Below are 16,326 nucleotides of genomic sequence, written 5' to 3' on the forward strand. Positions count from 1 at the left end.
ATCAGTAATTACTTAATTTATAGGGTGGTTATTGATGGAATACAAAGACAAAATTAAAAATGTGGCTATATATTTACGTAAATCCCGTAATAATGAAGGTGAAGAAACCGAAGAAACTTTACAAAAGCATAAGCAAAGATTATTAGAAATTGCTACTAAAAACAATTGGAAATATCAACTATTCCAAGAAGTAGGAAGTAGTATGAATGAAAATAGACCTGAATATTCCAGAATGTTAGAAGCACTTAAAGAAGGATTATTCGATGCAGTATTATCAGTAAATCTTGCACGTGTTACACGTGATGATGCAGAAGCACCTAAATTTATGAATTTAATAAGAAATGAAGATATATTATTTGTTACTGATAGTGAAAAAATTTATGATTTAGAAAATCAGGATGATTGGAAAATACTTAAATTTCATGGCTTTATGGATAACATGGAATATGAAAACATTAAAGCACAGTTAAGAAAAGGTAAAAAAGATAGTGCGAAGCTTGGAAAGTGGTCAAATGGTACACCTAATTATGGATATGTTTATAATAAGCTTGAAAAGAAATTAGAAATAGATGAACAAAAAGCTAAAGTTGTAAGGTTAGCTTATCAATGGGTTATTGATGGTATGGGTGTAGATAATGTAGCAATTGAGTTAAACAAGTTAGGTTATCGTACTAATAAAGGCAAATATTTTCATGGTCATACAATTAAAAGAATGATTGAAGCTGAAATATATAAAGGATGGATAGTGTCGAACAAAATAAAAGGTAGAAATAAAACTGAAGGAAAGTTAAGACCTGAAGATGAATGGATAATTGTTAAGGATGCACATGAACCAATAATTGATGAAGATACATGGGATAAAGCTAATGAATCTTTAGAAGCTAGAAAGCAACTTTCACCACGTGCTAAACAAAGAAGGCACGGATTATCAGGGATAATTAAGTGTGCTAATTGTGGTAAAGCACATGCAGTTAGTAACCGTAAAGATAGGGGGAATGTTAAAGTACTTCAACCATGTAAAAAGAAAAATAGTCTTGGCGTTACATGTAAAAATAAAGGTTACAATTATTATAAAATGTTGGAACTAATTATAAATGAAGTTAAAGAACACAAAGAACAAGTTAAATCCTACTTATCAGACTACAAAGAAGATAATGGTGTGATTGATGCTAAAGATGAAAAATTAAACCAGCTTGAAGCACAAATAAACAAAGTCAAAAAAGCACTAAAGATGCTTCAGATTCAACTTGAAGAAGAATTAATTGATATACCTGGATTTAAGGAACGTAAAAGGGAAAGAATGGAACAATTGAATCAGCTAGAAGAAGAATATAATAAATTAGCTGATACAACTAAAGAAGATGAAATAAACGCTTTACAAAATTATACAAGCAGACTGGAAGTGTTTTTAAATGAGTGGGATAAACTAGATGATGAAAAGCTAAATCTGGGTTTAAGAACATTTATAGATAAAGCAGTTTGGCAATATCCTAAAAATGCAGAAAATCCACAATTAAATATAGTATGGAAAGCTAATTAAAAAGGGTGCTGGTTCTTATCAGCATCCTTTTTTCGTTGCACTTAATATACCTTTTGCAATTAATTCTATGTTAGGTTGATTAATTTGATTAATTTCTACTGTTATTTCCTTACCATTTACATTTTGTTTTACTTGTTTATTCTTTACATAATTAATTGAATTTTGCATTCTGTAATACCTTCCTAATCGTGTGTTTTGTCTTACACACCTGAAACAACAGAAAGAAGTTATTCAGACATAAAAAATTTAGTTTGTTTATGGTATATTATTTATTAGGAATATTAGAAATATTTTACTTATAAAGGGGGAGTTGTTTTGAGTAATAATTACTATTCATACAGAAACGGAATAATAAATAATTATCATAGACTAGGTTTGAACGATTTAATAGGTTATTTTCAAAAAATATACTTTAAGTATTTTGAAATGAATGCATTTAACAATTTTTTCTCTGAAATAGGTGATGAATTTGAATTATATTTTATTGAAAACTTTGGTAAACCAGCATTATTACCTTTCAACTCTAATAATAATTACTCTGAAGATGATATATTTGATTTGATAGAATTACTTTATGAGAAGATTGGTTATTCACTAGATTATTTTTATAACAAACCAAGAATAGTAGAAAAGAATGGTAAGAAGTTGAATAAATTTGATATTGATTTTGAAATATATAATCAATACAAAGAGGCAAATTTTAATATAAAGGAGTCATTTAGAAAAGAAGTCAATAGAGTCCTGAAACTATATCAAGAAGGATTCTATTTATCTGATTCAGGTGAACTACGAAGAAAACCTATAAATGAAATGGATTCTCTTATAGATAATGAGATAGAAGTTTCCGAAAGCAATGATAGGGATAAAGTTAATGCAGATAAAGTTGAATTAGCTAAATCATATTTCTTTAAGCGTGATGCAACTGATAGAGATAAAAAGTATGCATTAATAATTCTAGGGGAAGTATTAGAAAATAATAGAAAGGATGTTAAAAGGAAATTAACTAGTAGCGATGAAAAAGATTTATTTGAAATTCTTAATGGTTATAACATAAGGCATAGTGATTTTAAACAAAAAGATAATTACCCGAGTGAAATTTATTATGAATGGATGTTCTATCTTTTGCTTTCAAGTGTTAATGCTTATTACAAAATTCGTAATTACTATAAAGATAACTAAATTTGAAAGGGGAATAATAATGAATAGAAAAAAGTTAATTTACAGTATTCTAAAGGAACTTGAACAAGGTAACGAACCAAAACGTGAAAATTACGAACTGGAACTAGAACAGTGGGGTGAAATAGCTGAACTAATAAAAAATGAAGGTTATGTTACAGAAATTACTATTACACGTGGTGGACAAGGTAACAAAGTGTTAATAGTAATGTTTAAACAATCTAAACTGACAATGAAAGGTATAGAGTTTTTAGAAGAAAATAACGGTTGGGCAAAGACTTATAAAGGTTTAAAGGAAATTCGTGATTGGATTAGATTATAGAACAGGTGATATATCATGGATGAAAAGTTTAAAAAACAGATTGAATCAATAGGAAGTAAACTAATTAAAGAAAATGAACTAGCCAGAGAAAGATTGAATCTTCATGATAGTACTTATAAATCTTTAGAACACGCAAATAAAGTACTAGATAAATATAATTCAGAAAGGATTGCTAAGGAACAAGCTAGAGAACAAAGGGAAATTCAGTTAAATCAAATGATAGAACAAATAGCTGATAATACTGCATTTTTACCTGAAATGGTAGGGTTAATTAGGAAGAACAATGAACTAAATGAAGAAATGCTAGATTTGTATAAAGAAATGATGAATGTGATGAAAGCCGAAAGCAAAGAAGAAGCAGAAAACATGGTAATGGATGTAGTTGAAAAAGCTAAAAATACAAATGATTCATTAAATGCTATGTCAAATTTAATGAACTATGGCAGAGTACTTATTAAACTTATGTTTCCTGAAAGTTGAATATTAATATTAAACAAAAAAAATCCCACTGACTATTAGAAATCTTCTAGCTAAAAAGATAACTAATAACCAGTGGGTTTTCTTTATTCATCCGAACAAATAAGGTATATACCAACTTAAGATATTATAACTACTTCAGAAGCAAGTTGAAAGGGAATTAATATGTCATGAATAAAATAAGGGAATCCCTTAATTATAGGGGTGTGAGAACAACTAAAAGTCAAACATATTTATAAACATTTTTAAATTTTTCTCTAACTTTATCTATTAACCTTTTAGCTTGTGTTCTGTGCTTCAGGTTCAATTTCTTCCTTATATCATCAAGTGTTACTTTCTCAATATTATCAGCTTCTACATAAACCATAAAAGCTTCATATTCTTCTTGTGTTAATGTTTTTACTGTTTCATGAAGTAATTCCTTTAAAAGAATATTTTGTTCCATATTTGAAGCATCAGGTACTTCATATAAGGAATCTGATAATGATGTTGCCATATGTATTGGTTTAGTGTTTCTATCGGAAGTTAAACCTTCCAATCTTAAAAAATCAATACATGCATTTTTAAGGTGATTCTGTAAAAGTGGGTATAACCAGTAATTTAGCTGATATTTATAATTGCTTATAACCTTCCAAGCTTTGATGTAACAAGCAGATAAAAAATCTTCAAAAGTTACACGTGAATTATGTTTGTTCTGCTTATAAAAACCTGAAGCAACTTTATTTATCAGTAAATACGCTGGAACATCTTCAGCATCTTCTTCAGGTTCTTTAGTTAGTAAATCATTTAATGTTAATTTCTTATTAAAGTGGTAGTCAATAAATTGTTGTTCAAGTTTTACAATTGCATCTATGTTTTTTGAAAAGCGAATATATTGATATTTGTTGTTGTAATTTGCTTGAACAACTTCTTCAAAACTATTAATTCGTTTATATAGATTCTCACTAGCCATAAATAAACCTTCCTTTATAATTTTTTCTGTATTCTTGTAACAAACTGTATAAAGTTGTCGTTGTTATATAATGAAACATCATAACGGGGATAAATACTGTACTACACTATAAACACCACCACGCAGAAAAACAGACACTATTAGATGAAGTAAGTTAAGTAAAGAATAAAAGCTTCTATGTTATAAGAAAGCATGGTGAAGGTAGTAGATGAAGAACTTCAACATATTGGTGAAAAAATATAAATAATGTTGAAGCTTTCAGTCTGAAATTGCACCATCCAATGTTATAGGGGTGTAAGAAACTTTCAGCAAAAATATAAAACAAAGGATGGATGTAAGATGAAAAATTTACAGATGAAAATGGAAGAAGTTTTGAAGAAGGATTTAAACAAAACACAATTTAAAGTTCTTCAGGTGTTCTGTGAAAATGTAGATAGTGAAGGAAACTATGTTACAAAACAAAAAGAACTTGCTGAAGATGTAGGTGTAAGTTCACGTACTATCATTAATGCTATTAAACGTTTAATGGAATATGAAATAAATGGCGAACCTATTATTACAAGAAAAGCAGTTCAAGGTACAGTAGGAAATCCATTTATTTATACTGTGAATGGTGAAGTCATAAAGGCATTAGGTGAAAATGAAAGTGAAGATAATGGTGAAGATGATGGTGAAGCGATTAATTTTAAAGATTTAAGTACTGCACAAGATATAATTGCATATTTCAGCAGTAAATATCACCAACATTACAATCAATCTTATAATGCAAGTAATCAGGATTTAACTACTGCTGGAAAAGTTCTTTATAAACATAGTTCAACAGATATTAAAACTATGATTGATACCTTAATTAGTAAATATGATTTAAGGTGGAAAACAGATAAATACCCAAGACCAACAATATTTAATCTTATTAATTGGGTAGGTAATCAGGCATTAGATGTTGGTAGGGAAGATGAACAATTAAAGATAGAATCACAAAAGGCACATGCTGAATCTAAAGCAGTGAACAGAAGAACTTTAATTCATTTTGGGATTCATCCTGATACACATGAACATATAGCAGATTACAATCCAACAAGAAATAGTATTGAACAACTATTTGAAGAAGCAAAATATTAATGTAAAAGAACTGGTGTTATTAGTGAACTATTTGTCATTGATAGCACCAGTTTTATATATTGAGTAAATTAAAATGTGTAGTAAGTAAGACAAAATCAGTTTATATAATTTAAAGTTTTTATCACTACTAAATATTGTTGTATCAGTTATTACAGTGAAATCAGGGTTTTAAACTAATAGTTCTTTTGTGAAATGTTCTAGTTTAATAGTGGTTAAATAAGCAGTTTCTAATACATGAAACGAATCTGCTGGAAGGAAAGGGAATTTAATTGAGAATGTTTTTCAATTAGTTAGTTCAGGTTCTTAATCTTTTATTGAAAATTATTATTCAAGTACTTAATCAAAACTGTATATATTATTCATTTTAAAACTTTTTCACAAACTTTTTAGATGCATAAATAAACTAGCTTGAACCGTTGGCATACAAGGGATTAAAGAATTTACACAATGAAACTGTATATTTTATGAATATCAGCTTGTTTGTGAAATCCTATTATATCAGGGGTTTTGACGTTTTGTAAGTAAACATATGTTTTTATTATGTAAACTTGAATGTATAAAAAACTGCATATTCCATTAGGAAACACGATATTTTAATAGGTGAATCAGGTTAATTTATAGCTGGTTTTTTCGTGTTCCCTTACTGCTGGAATCTTTTTAATTATTCGTGTTCCCTTATCCTGATTTTATTCTGGGATAGGGGGTTAATTTAAAAAACATATAGGGGGGGTACTATATAGCAATTTTAAAAGGGATAGGGGTATGTTTTAAAAGCTTACTAGGGTTTTACATCCTGAAGCTATTTTAAAAGCAAATAGGGGGTACTATGTAACGATTTAGAAGGGGTGCTATATAAAGTTTATATGTGGACTGTGTGAAGCTTATATATTCTGATAGCACATGATACAGTTTTATTTTTAAATGTGGGGGTACTGTGTGATTTTGTGAAGGTGCTGAAGCTTTTCTTTTTTGTTGGTGCTGGTAGTACATACTAGCATCTATCTATCATTCAATCATTTAATTAAAGTTCTTTTGTTTTGTTGTTTTGTTGCTGATTGATAAAGATTGAAGAACTTGAAAGATAATATTCAAAAATCGTTAAGGGTGGCATATGGGGGATGGGGGATAGGTGCTATCTTATCTTGCACTTATACAATACACGCTATATTTTTAAGCACCTAACTTTTAGAATCCAGAATCTAACTGAATAGCTTCAGGGGTACATAAGAATTTCACTATTTCTAATTATTGAAAATCGCTTTTAATAAATACCGAAAATTTCTTAAGCTTAAATATTTTACTGACAATAGGTTCTAATAAAACATTAAAAATCCTTCGTATAACGTCTTACTTTTAGCATAGTTCATGCAATATATAAGTGAGAAAGCTTTAACTAATTTTGTGGCATAGGTTAGTTAAGCTTTTAACTAGTTCCAATAATAATATTACATTTTGCTTAATCATGTATTGGTTGAAGGTGTTCATTGTTTCATTTTAAAACTTTTTTGATGTTGTTTTTTCTATTGTGATTGTGCTTATCAAAGGCACTGAATGAAAGATGTTTGAAAATAGGATAGTTAATCCTTGCAGGGTGCTTCTTTTAGCATCCTGCTTTTTTATTTACGTATTAAGCATGAAAAATGCTATTAGATAAAAGGAAGGTGTTTAAGGTTGAATCAAAACACGTTAAAACTTGCTAGGGTTCTAGTGGGGTTTAGTCAATTAGAACTGGCTGAAAAGCTGGGAATTAATCAAGCGACTTTATCACGCTATGAACAAGGGAAGTTAAATATTTCATCAGAAATCAAAACTAAACTAATTCAGGTACTGGCTGAACATGGTTTAGGACAAGAAGATATTTATTTATTAGGGGATTTAAAACGGTAGAAATCTAAAGGGGTGTTATGTTGAATATTAATAATCAATTAACAGAATTAGAAGAACTTCAGGATAATTTAAACACGGTTAATAAGAAAGTGTTACTTAATCAGGTTCGTTATATCTATAATCATTTTGTAGATAATGGATTAACCTATTATGTAGGATTCGTTAATCCTAAAGAAAAAGACCACATAGTAACATACACGCATAGGGCAAAACAGAATAAAAACAAGGTTCTAGCTGATTTAGAAGATATTGAAATAGAACTGAAGAAAGCTAGAAACTATACAGATTATAACAACATTAACAGAATCATTAATAAGCTGATTAGAACTAGATTCTATCTGAATGATACTAAAAAATATATAAGCAAGTTTAGACCACTTTTTAATAATATGAAAATCCAGCATGAAGCTATTGAAGTATAAGAATTTAAAGGGGTGTTAGATAATGGCTGAAATTGATGAAAGAATAGAAAAGATTGAACCTGATTCAAGCTTAAAAGAAAGACAAATCAGACTGGCAAAAGCTTTTGTAAAAGATACTCATGAATTGGGTTTAGGTGTTACAGACTTCACCAAAAAATATAATGTTAGTACTAAAACATGGTATGAATGGCTAAAGAATCCAAAGTTTGAACGCTATATAAACGATTTAAAAGGACACATTATTTCAGATGATGAAAAGGAAGCTTACCACATAGTTAAAAAGAAAATCATGGCAAACGCTACAAAAAGGGATGCTTCACCAAAAGAAATTGAACAGTTTTTAGATACTTTTGAATATGTTGTACAAGCTGAAAAAATGGAAGCTATGAAGAAGCTGGGGATTAATCCTGATACTAACAACAGTTCAGATGCTAGAACACTAGAACAAAAGAAACTAGGTTTACTAGATAGATTAAAACCAGCAGAACCACAAGAAGAAACTGAAGAACTAGAAGGGAATGAATAGATAATGAAATTAAGTATATATCAGGATTTAGTGGAAGGTTCAAAACAACTTGAACAAGAACGGATAGAACGTGAAAAGAAACAAAAGGCATGGCAAGAAGAACAATTAGAAGCACAAAAGAAAGAACTAGCAGAAAGACAAAAAGGGATGAATCAATAATGACTACAAAACCATTAGAACAAGTTAATGAAATTTTAGAACAAGCAGAATCAATCAAGGAACGCTTCAGGCAATCTGAAGAAAACGCAAAACAACAAGCTGAAAAACTGAAAGAAGAACTTCAGGAACTTCAGGCAGAACAGAAAGAAATTTACAGTATGTTTGTACTGGATGAAGTGGAAGCTTCAGCTTTTAATGATTCTAGGGAAAAGGTAGAAGCTAAACAGAAGGAATTACAAACGGTTCAAAGCAAGATTAATAATATTAGTGATATGATGCAGTATGAATTAGAAAAGCTTTATAACAAATATGAACAGACTGTAAAACAAGATTTTAACACTGAAAAACATCAGGCAAGAAAAGATTCTAAACAGAAAGTAATGGAAGCTAAACATAAGTTCTTGTCTGAAATCGTAGAAATAGCAAAAGATGATTTTGAATTTTATAAAGCCGAACGTCATATAACTGACTTGCAGATTGAAGCTGGGTTGAAAAAAGGTAGAAATTACAATGATTTTATACCACCTTACATCCTATGGTTTTCACATGAAGAAGGAAGCGAACAAGATATAGGAAATGGCGAACTTTTCAATACTTACAAAAGACGTAAAATGAATCCTTCTTTTGAAGTGAATTATAACAAGATGAAAAAAGAAGAATAAAAACCAGTCTGAAACCACCTTTTAAATTGTTGAAGGATTGAAAGAACAAACACAAAAAGGGTGGTTTTAGATTATGAAAACAAATATTATAAACGGTGCTTTTATTTATGGCTGGATTCCAGTTGATACCGCAGAAATTAAATTAGAAGATTCTAACACTGATGAAGGGGTTAAATTTAGTACTGGTGCAGATGGTTTATATCCAGTCATAGCAGAAACGGATGAAAATGGATTAATTGAACATTTAGTAATAGATGTTAGCAGATTTAATGAACTTCAAGAAAATCACAAATTTAAAGAAGTTGCTGAAGAAGATATTTTAGAAAATGAATAATTAATTCTAGCTGGTGCTTACTGCATCAGCTTTTTTATTTATATAGGGGGTTATAATATGGCTAAAAATTCAAAAGAAAACAGACTAGGAACACATAAAAGCTATAAAAGTTACATTGTAGAACCTGAAGAACAAGCACCTTCAATTAAAATAACGGTTGAACATAAAGGCACTGTAAAAAGTTACACTAAATTCTTTAGAAGTGATAAAGAAAAATATGGTTTTATATCTGTATTAGGTGCTTTAATTCATAGTACGGAAAAGCTGGGGGGAATTGTTAGATGCTGATAAATAAATTAAATAGATTCATTTTGAAAATTAATATTCAAGTTAAAAGCTGGTTTAGTGGATTAGTGAAGAAGTTCAGGAAGAATCCTGAAGCTAACACTAAAGCACCTGAAGGAATCGGGAAAGTAGATATTAACCGTTATGAAACAGTGGAACAGATGCAGGAATTAAAAGATAAGATATTAAAGCTTGAATCAGGTTATAACAAACAGATTGAAAAGCTTGAAGTTAGTCATGATTCAAAAGCTAAAGAACTAGAAAAAGCTTCTAATGATTTAATGGCTGAAGGTTTAAGCTATCCTGACTTATTAGAACGACAAAAGGAACTAGAACCAGCTAAAGAAGAACTTGAAAATATTAAACAAGAATTACAAACAGTTAAAGGATTTAAAGAAGATGAACTTCTAACAATCCTGAATCATATGAAATCCTTAAAGCTTGAATACATTCAGGAACAATCACAAAGGATTAACCACGAAGCCGACTTAATAGAAGTACTACTAAAACAATACGAAAAAGGTTTAAATAATATATCATCCATTCACAATGAAACTGAAGAAATAGACACGCTATTAAATAACGGTTTTAAGATGTTAGGTTATGGCTGGAATCAAGAAATGGCTGGAAGGTTACGACTAGAAACAGATAATCTAAAAAAGAATAAAATCATGATTCACAATGAAGGTTATATAAATAAAAAGCTTCCCTACTAGTTTAATCACTGGCTGGGAAGCTTCTTTTTTTGTGTTATAAAATTAAGCAATTCTGTTTACTGATTTTTCCTTTATAATTTGCTTTAGGGGGTGATTAATTTGATTAGTTTTACTAAAAATCGCATCAAAAAAATTAATAAATTAGATGTGGATAATATTCCAATTACCTTACTGAAAGCTTTAGAATATTTTTGGTTTGTTGACAAATTGATTGACAATGAAATAAAAAAATATGAAGGTATTGGTGATGAAAAGTTAGATGAAATACTTAATGAAGAAATTATAGATTTTGGGGAAATGATTTCCCTTACACATATTAATTCTAAATATGGTGGTTTTTTTCGTAAAGAACTTTTAAGGTATATTGGATTTGATGAAAATGATGAAGTTGCATATGATATTATATCTGATTACTGTTATGATTCAGTTGAGAACAAAGATATCAATCAACTAAAACAAGAATTAATAGATTGGGCTATTGATTTAGAAAAACTTGATAGTTGATTCTAGTAAAAGAAGTGTAACCAATATGGCTACACTTCTTCTAATTCTTGAATCCATTCAATATCATCATAGTTAATATGATTTTTTCTACCTATTAATTCATACATTTCTTTTTCTGAAGTTTTATCTGATAATATCATAGTTAAAGCTTCTTCTTTTGTAATAACATGAAAGTAGTAATCAAAGGGTATTGAGTACGTATATTTTCCAGATACCTTATTTAGTAAATCTACAAGTTTAAAATTTTCTAGGATGTCCAAAGTGATATTAACATCTTTAAGTCTTTTGATGTAATCCAATTGAAGATAAATCATATCTAGTAATTCGCTAACTACTTCATGCTTATTCAATTTACATTTCTCCTTTTTAATTAAGGTAGTAGTTTATCAATATTATTATATACCATAATTTAGTAGAGAATTGAATATTTTAATCGTATTAAATATAATATTTAATGAATTTTGGTAAACATTCTTTTATAGAAAAATGTCGATTTATGATAAAATTATTTAACGGTAAAATTTTGATAGGGGAGTTGAAACAATGAGTTTAACTGATATAAGAATAGATAATGAATATAATTCTGACAGTAACATTATATTAAACAATGGAGATACTTTAGAATACTTAAAAACAATTCCTACTGGTACTATAAAACTAGCAATTACTTCACCACCTTATAATGTTGGTAAAGATTATGAAGTGAAAACTTCTATTGAAAATTATTTAGCAACTCAAGAAAAGGTAATAGAAGAACTGATTAGAGTTGTATCAGAAGATGGAAGTATTTGTTGGCAAGTGGGTAATTACGTAGAAGATAAAGAAGTATTTCCTTTGGATATGTATTATTATCAGATTTTTAAAAAACATGGATTAAAATTAAGAAATAGAATTGTTTGGCATTTTGGACACGGTTTACATGCACAAAAACGTTTTTCAGGAAGGTACGAAACAATACTTTGGTTTACAAAGTCAGATGAATATACCTTTAATCTTGATTCTGTTCGAGTACCTTCAAAATATCCAGGTAAAAGACACTATAAGGGAGATAAAAAAGGGCAATTATCTGGAAATCCTAAAGGTAAAAATCCATCTGATATATGGGAATTTGTAGCAAAAGAATGGGATGAAGAATTATGGAACATACCTAATGTAAAAGCAAATCATCCTGAAAAAACAATTCATCCTTGCCAGTATCCAATAGAATTAGTGGAAAGATGTGTTTTAGCTTTAACTAATGAAGATGATTGGGTACTAGACCCATATGCAGGTGTGGGTTCAGCATTAATTGGTGCTTTAAAGCACAATAGAAAAGCAATGGGTGTTGATAAAGAAAAAGATTATATTGAACTTGGTAAACAAAGAATACAAGATTTTTATAACGGTGATTTAAAAATTAGACCGTTAGGAAAAGGTGTACATAAACCAAGTGGTAAAGACAAAGTTTCTCAAATCCCAGAAGAATGGAAAGACAATTATAAGAAATAAAAATATATGGTAAAGATTTAAATCAACTTGATTAATCACCAGTACCAAAATTATTTAGATGGGAAAGGTGAATTTATGAGAATAGTTAATTTTTATTCCCACTTGAATGGTTATGAACACATTATGGTTCATAAACCACATATATGGGAAGAAATAGAAAAAGTAGTATCTTCTATTGATGCGAGTAAATTTAAAACAAAAAAATCAAGAGAAAAGACAAAGAAAGGTAACTTATTATATAGTCCAGTAGAACTAAATAAGGATTTTAAAGAGAAGTTGGAGGATGAGAACTGGAAAGAAAGCCGAACACAGTATTATGTACCAACAGATATTGAATTAATGAGGAAAACTGTGTTTTTAGAAGAACCTAGTGAACAAAAGAAAATAATTGAACTCAATGGTGATAAAGCACTATATTCATATAATCAAACTGATTTTGTTAAAGAACGTGTAGCAATTGAAGTTCAATTTGGAAAATATAGCTTTGTTGCTTATGATTTATTTGTAAAACATATGGCGTTCTATGTTGCTAATCAAATAGATGTAGGCATTGAAATATTACCAGTTAAAGATATGCAAAGTGAAATGTCATCAGGGATTAGTTATTATGAAGGTGAAGTATATAATGTTATAAGACAAGGTAGGGGTATTCCAGCAGTTCCGCTAGTTGTCATTGGAATTGCACCTTAAACTTTGAATAATTGTACAACCAGTGCTATTTAAGTACTGGTTGTTTCTTTATAGTAATATTAATTTGATGGATTTTATTATTCGTTTAAAAGAATAACCTATAAATGAAAGTACTGTTATTTAGAATTGGAATTGTTATTAAGGTAAAATTAATTATGAATACAAATTTTATAAATAAAGGTGGTGGTCATATGCCAACAAACAGAAAGCCCAATAGATTAATCGCTGAAAAATCACCTTATCTATTGCAACATGCTTATAATCCAGTGGATTGGTATGCATGGGGTGATGAAGCTTTTGATAAAGCGAAACGGGAAGGTAAACCTATCTTCTTATCTATTGGGTATAGCTGACGTTGGTTATTCTAAAGCACTTGCCATTGGTGTCATGTCATGGCTCATGAATCATTCGAGGACGAAGAAGTTGCAAAAGAGATTAATGATAAATTTATAGCTATAAAAGTAGATCGTGAAGAGCGTCCAGATGTAGATGCTGTTTATATGAAAGTGTGTCAAAGGATGAACGGTCACGGTGGTTGGCCACTTAGTGTCTTTATGACGCCAGATCAGATTCCTTTCTATGCGGGTACTTATTTTCCAAAAGAAAGTAAGCATGGCTTACCAGGTATTAAGCAGGTCATCGGTTACTTAGCTGAAACTTATCACAATGACCCTAAGCAAATTGAAGATGTGACAGAGAGTGTTAAAAAGTCACTCAACCAAGTTATTTTTAAAAAAGGTGAGGAAAGAGTTACTAAAGAAGCGGTGGATCAGGCTTTTCACGAGCTTGGTAAAACGTTTGATACCTTACATGGCGGTTTTGAAGGTGCACCGAAATTTCCAGCACCTCATAATTTAATATTTTTACTTAGGTATTATCAACAAACAGGTAAATTAATGGCTCGTCAAATGGTCGAAAAAACATTAAATTCTATGGCTAAAGGTGGCCTTTATGATCATATAGGCTTTGGTTTTACGAGATATTCAACTGATGAAGAGTGGTTAGTTCCACACTTTGAGAAGATGCTCTATGACCAGGCTTTGCTTTTAATTGCTTACACTGAAGCTTATCAGTTAACAGGTAACGAATTTTATAAAACAATTAGTGAACAAGTTATTGAATTCGTGAACAGAGAAATGAGGAGTCCAGAGGGAGCATTTTATTCAGCTATTGATGCTGATTCTGAGGGCAAAGAGGGTGCATATTACGTTTGGGGAAAAGGTGAAGTTGAGCGCATTCTAGGTGATGAATTAGCTGAACTTTATACAACAACTTATAACATCACTACAGAAGGAAACTTCGAGGGTAAGAATATACCAAATCTTATTAATACTCATTTTGATACGGTTGCTAAAGAGTTTAACCTTTCTTTACAACAATTAGAGGAAAAGCTAGAAAAAGCAAGGCTAAAATTATTTGATGCACGCCAACAGCGAATCTATCCTCATTTAGACGATAAGGTTCTGACTTCCTGGAATGCGATGATGGTTGCGGCATTAGCTAAGGCTGGGCAAGTTTTTCAAGAACAGTCTTACATTGATATGGCTAGGGAAGCAGCTCAGTTTATCGAAGAACACCTTAAAATTGGTAATCGACTTATGGCACGTTATCGAGATGGTGAGGTTAAATACAAAGGTTATTTAGATGACTATGCTTATCTTGCTTGGGCTTATCTAGAGTTATATGATGCAGAATTTCAACCAGACGATTTAGAGGCTGCTAAAGCATTAACTGACAAGATGTATGAGTTATTCTGGGACAAGGAGAATGGAGGTTTTCTGTTTGCAGGTCATGATAGTGAAACATTGATTTCGAATGAAAAAGATATACATGATGGAGCTACCCCTTCAGGGAATAGCGTTGCGACAGTGGTGTTGTCTAGGCTCACATCACTCACAGCAGAAACGAATTATGCAGATCTATTAGAGGATCAGTATAAAGTTTTTTATCCGGCGTTATCACGAATTCCTGAAGGCAGTACATTCTTTTTAACTAGTATAATGCTTACAGAATATCCATCAAAAGAAGTGGTGGTTATTTCAGAAAAAGATGCTATGTATAATGAGCTTGTTAAGTTAAAACGAGAAGAATTCAAACCGAACCATATTTGGTTAATGACTGATGATCCTAAGGAATTGGGGAACATTGCACCATTTGTGGTAGGTTATGATTCAAAAGACAACCAAACAACGGTATACGTTTGTGAAAATTTCTCATGTCAGACTCCAACAACTGACATTAATAAAGTATTAAAACTTCTTAAGGATTAGCAATATCTTCAGTAGTAAAGTAATTGGTTTTTAGTTATGATTAAGACAAACTTATAAATAGGAGTTGGGGAGTTTGGAATTCCGTATTTTAATCGTTGATGATGAAGAATCGATTTCAACATTAATTGACTATAACCTCATGCAAGAAGGTTATCAAACAGCGGTCGTACATGATGGGGAAACAGCGCTGAGGTTAGCTGAGAAAGAACAATTTGATTTGATTTTGCTTGATCTCATGCTACCTAATATGAGTGGGCTTGAAGTATGTGAGAAATTACGTGAAAAAGGGCATAAAGTACCTATAATTATGTTGACAGCCAAAAGTGAAGAAGATGATAAGATTACAGGTCTTGATGTAGGGGCAGATGATTATATTACGAAACCATTTAGTCCTAAAGAATTAAGTGCGAGAATTCGTGCCGTTATGAGAAGGGCTGGCAATCATGAGTCAAATGAAGACATTATTAGCTTTAATGATATAAAAATTAATGTTGAAACTTATCAGGTTTTCAAAAATAATCAACCGATTGAGTTCACTAAGAAGGAGTTTGAACTTCTTTTATACTTAGCAGAACGCATTAATAAACCTGTTAAACGCGAGGTCCTCTTACAAGACGTTTGGGATTTTGATTTTATTGGTGATACTAGAATTGTGGACGTGCATATTAGCCATTTAAGAGAAAAACTGGAAGACGAACCTAAAAAACCTGCTTTAATCAAAACAGTTAGAGGAATCGGATATAAATTAGAGGGTCAGGTATGAAGGGAATTAGTAACCGGAAATCATTAATAAT

At 30.4% G+C, this 16,326-nt stretch carries 20 protein-coding genes and 1 pseudogene; 18 read left to right on the plus strand and 3 right to left on the minus strand.

Going from position 1 to position 16,326, the window contains the following annotated elements; all coding sequences use genetic code 11:
• Window positions 1–34: 34 nt before the first annotated feature.
• Complete coding sequence (locus ACTWQB_RS01930) at window positions 35–1,540, plus strand: recombinase family protein (RefSeq protein WP_443137497.1); 1,506 nt, start codon at window positions 35–37, stop codon at window positions 1,538–1,540.
• 18 nt (window positions 1,541–1,558) lie between these two features.
• Here ACTWQB_RS01930 and ACTWQB_RS01935 read toward each other — a convergent pair whose 3' ends face one another.
• The gene (locus ACTWQB_RS01935; RefSeq protein WP_443137498.1) at window positions 1,559–1,708 is read right to left on the minus strand and encodes a hypothetical protein; all 150 of its coding nucleotides are present in this window, start codon (window positions 1,706–1,708) and stop codon (window positions 1,559–1,561) included.
• Window positions 1,709–1,855: 147 nt separating this feature from the next.
• Here ACTWQB_RS01935 and ACTWQB_RS01940 point away from each other — a divergent pair, with 147 nt between their 5' ends.
• From ACTWQB_RS01940 to ACTWQB_RS01950, 3 genes are read left to right on the plus strand one after another with little or no spacing between them, the layout of a single operon-like run.
• Complete coding sequence (locus ACTWQB_RS01940; RefSeq protein WP_443137499.1) at window positions 1,856–2,719, plus strand: hypothetical protein; 864 nt, start codon at window positions 1,856–1,858, stop codon at window positions 2,717–2,719.
• Between the two features lie 19 nt (window positions 2,720–2,738).
• The gene (locus tag ACTWQB_RS01945) at window positions 2,739–3,038 is read left to right on the plus strand and encodes a YjcQ family protein (RefSeq protein WP_443137500.1); all 300 of its coding nucleotides are present in this window, start codon (window positions 2,739–2,741) and stop codon (window positions 3,036–3,038) included.
• 15 nt (window positions 3,039–3,053) lie between these two features.
• On the plus strand, window positions 3,054–3,518 hold the full coding sequence (locus ACTWQB_RS01950) for a hypothetical protein (RefSeq protein WP_443137501.1): 465 nt from the start codon (window positions 3,054–3,056) through the stop codon (window positions 3,516–3,518).
• 220 nt (window positions 3,519–3,738) lie between these two features.
• Here ACTWQB_RS01950 and ACTWQB_RS01955 read toward each other — a convergent pair whose 3' ends face one another.
• Window positions 3,739–4,467, minus strand: coding sequence for a hypothetical protein (locus ACTWQB_RS01955; RefSeq protein WP_443137502.1), 729 nt, complete (start codon window positions 4,465–4,467; stop codon window positions 3,739–3,741).
• 339 nt (window positions 4,468–4,806) lie between these two features.
• Here ACTWQB_RS01955 and ACTWQB_RS01960 point away from each other — a divergent pair, with 339 nt between their 5' ends.
• The 10 genes from ACTWQB_RS01960 (at window position 4,807) to ACTWQB_RS02005 (ending at window position 11,084) form a co-directional block, all read left to right on the plus strand.
• Window positions 4,807–5,589 carry a hypothetical protein gene (locus ACTWQB_RS01960; protein ID WP_443137503.1) on the plus strand — a complete coding sequence of 261 codons (783 nt, stop codon included), beginning with the start codon at window positions 4,807–4,809 and terminating at the stop codon, window positions 5,587–5,589.
• A 1,671-nt stretch (window positions 5,590–7,260) separates the two neighbouring features.
• On the plus strand, window positions 7,261–7,476 hold the full coding sequence (locus ACTWQB_RS01965) for a helix-turn-helix domain-containing protein (RefSeq protein WP_443137504.1): 216 nt from the start codon (window positions 7,261–7,263) through the stop codon (window positions 7,474–7,476).
• Between the two features lie 20 nt (window positions 7,477–7,496).
• Window positions 7,497–7,898 carry a hypothetical protein gene (locus tag ACTWQB_RS01970; RefSeq protein ID WP_443137505.1) on the plus strand — a complete coding sequence of 134 codons (402 nt, stop codon included), beginning with the start codon at window positions 7,497–7,499 and terminating at the stop codon, window positions 7,896–7,898.
• A 22-nt stretch (window positions 7,899–7,920) separates the two neighbouring features.
• A complete protein-coding gene (locus ACTWQB_RS01975) occupies window positions 7,921–8,424 on the plus strand; it encodes a phBC6A51 family helix-turn-helix protein (protein WP_443137506.1) in 504 nt (167 codons plus the stop codon).
• A 3-nt stretch (window positions 8,425–8,427) separates the two neighbouring features.
• Complete coding sequence (locus tag ACTWQB_RS01980) at window positions 8,428–8,583, plus strand: hypothetical protein (protein WP_443137507.1); 156 nt, start codon at window positions 8,428–8,430, stop codon at window positions 8,581–8,583.
• Window positions 8,583–9,245 (plus strand): hypothetical protein, encoded by a 663-nt coding sequence (locus tag ACTWQB_RS01985; RefSeq protein ID WP_443137508.1) that lies wholly within the window; start codon window positions 8,583–8,585, stop codon window positions 9,243–9,245. The genes ACTWQB_RS01980 and ACTWQB_RS01985 overlap by 1 nt, the downstream gene beginning before the upstream one ends.
• 73 nt (window positions 9,246–9,318) lie before the next feature.
• A complete protein-coding gene (locus ACTWQB_RS01990; protein WP_443137509.1) occupies window positions 9,319–9,579 on the plus strand; it encodes a hypothetical protein in 261 nt (86 codons plus the stop codon).
• A 57-nt stretch (window positions 9,580–9,636) separates the two neighbouring features.
• The gene (locus ACTWQB_RS01995) at window positions 9,637–9,867 is read left to right on the plus strand and encodes a hypothetical protein (RefSeq protein WP_443137510.1); all 231 of its coding nucleotides are present in this window, start codon (window positions 9,637–9,639) and stop codon (window positions 9,865–9,867) included.
• Window positions 9,861–10,580 carry a hypothetical protein gene (locus ACTWQB_RS02000; protein WP_443137511.1) on the plus strand — a complete coding sequence of 240 codons (720 nt, stop codon included), beginning with the start codon at window positions 9,861–9,863 and terminating at the stop codon, window positions 10,578–10,580. Before ACTWQB_RS01995 ends, ACTWQB_RS02000 begins: the two co-directional genes overlap by 7 nt.
• A 99-nt stretch (window positions 10,581–10,679) precedes the next feature.
• On the plus strand, window positions 10,680–11,084 hold the full coding sequence (locus ACTWQB_RS02005) for a hypothetical protein (RefSeq protein ID WP_443137512.1): 405 nt from the start codon (window positions 10,680–10,682) through the stop codon (window positions 11,082–11,084).
• A 29-nt stretch (window positions 11,085–11,113) separates the two neighbouring features.
• Here the strand turns inward: ACTWQB_RS02005 and ACTWQB_RS02010 are convergent, their stop codons facing one another.
• The gene (locus ACTWQB_RS02010; protein WP_443137513.1) at window positions 11,114–11,434 is read right to left on the minus strand and encodes a hypothetical protein; all 321 of its coding nucleotides are present in this window, start codon (window positions 11,432–11,434) and stop codon (window positions 11,114–11,116) included.
• Window positions 11,435–11,627: 193 nt separating this feature from the next.
• Between ACTWQB_RS02010 and ACTWQB_RS02015 the strand changes: the two genes are divergently transcribed.
• The 4 genes and pseudogenes from ACTWQB_RS02015 (at window position 11,628) to ACTWQB_RS02030 (ending at window position 16,295) form a co-directional block, all read left to right on the plus strand.
• The gene (locus tag ACTWQB_RS02015) at window positions 11,628–12,572 is read left to right on the plus strand and encodes a DNA-methyltransferase (RefSeq protein WP_443137514.1); all 945 of its coding nucleotides are present in this window, start codon (window positions 11,628–11,630) and stop codon (window positions 12,570–12,572) included.
• Between the two features lie 102 nt (window positions 12,573–12,674).
• Window positions 12,675–13,262, plus strand: a complete 588-nt coding sequence (locus tag ACTWQB_RS02020; protein WP_443137515.1) for a BglII/BstYI family type II restriction endonuclease — start codon at window positions 12,675–12,677, stop codon at window positions 13,260–13,262.
• Between the two features lie 191 nt (window positions 13,263–13,453).
• Window positions 13,454–15,532 (plus strand): annotated as a pseudogene (locus tag ACTWQB_RS02025) (thioredoxin domain-containing protein).
• 73 nt (window positions 15,533–15,605) lie between these two features.
• Window positions 15,606–16,295 (plus strand): response regulator transcription factor, encoded by a 690-nt coding sequence (locus ACTWQB_RS02030; RefSeq protein WP_443137516.1) that lies wholly within the window; start codon window positions 15,606–15,608, stop codon window positions 16,293–16,295.
• The last annotated feature ends 31 nt before the right edge of the window (window positions 16,296–16,326 follow it).

Source organism: Piscibacillus sp. B03 (assembly GCF_052246295.1).
Lineage (GTDB): Bacteria > Bacillota > Bacilli > Bacillales > Alkalibacillaceae > Piscibacillus.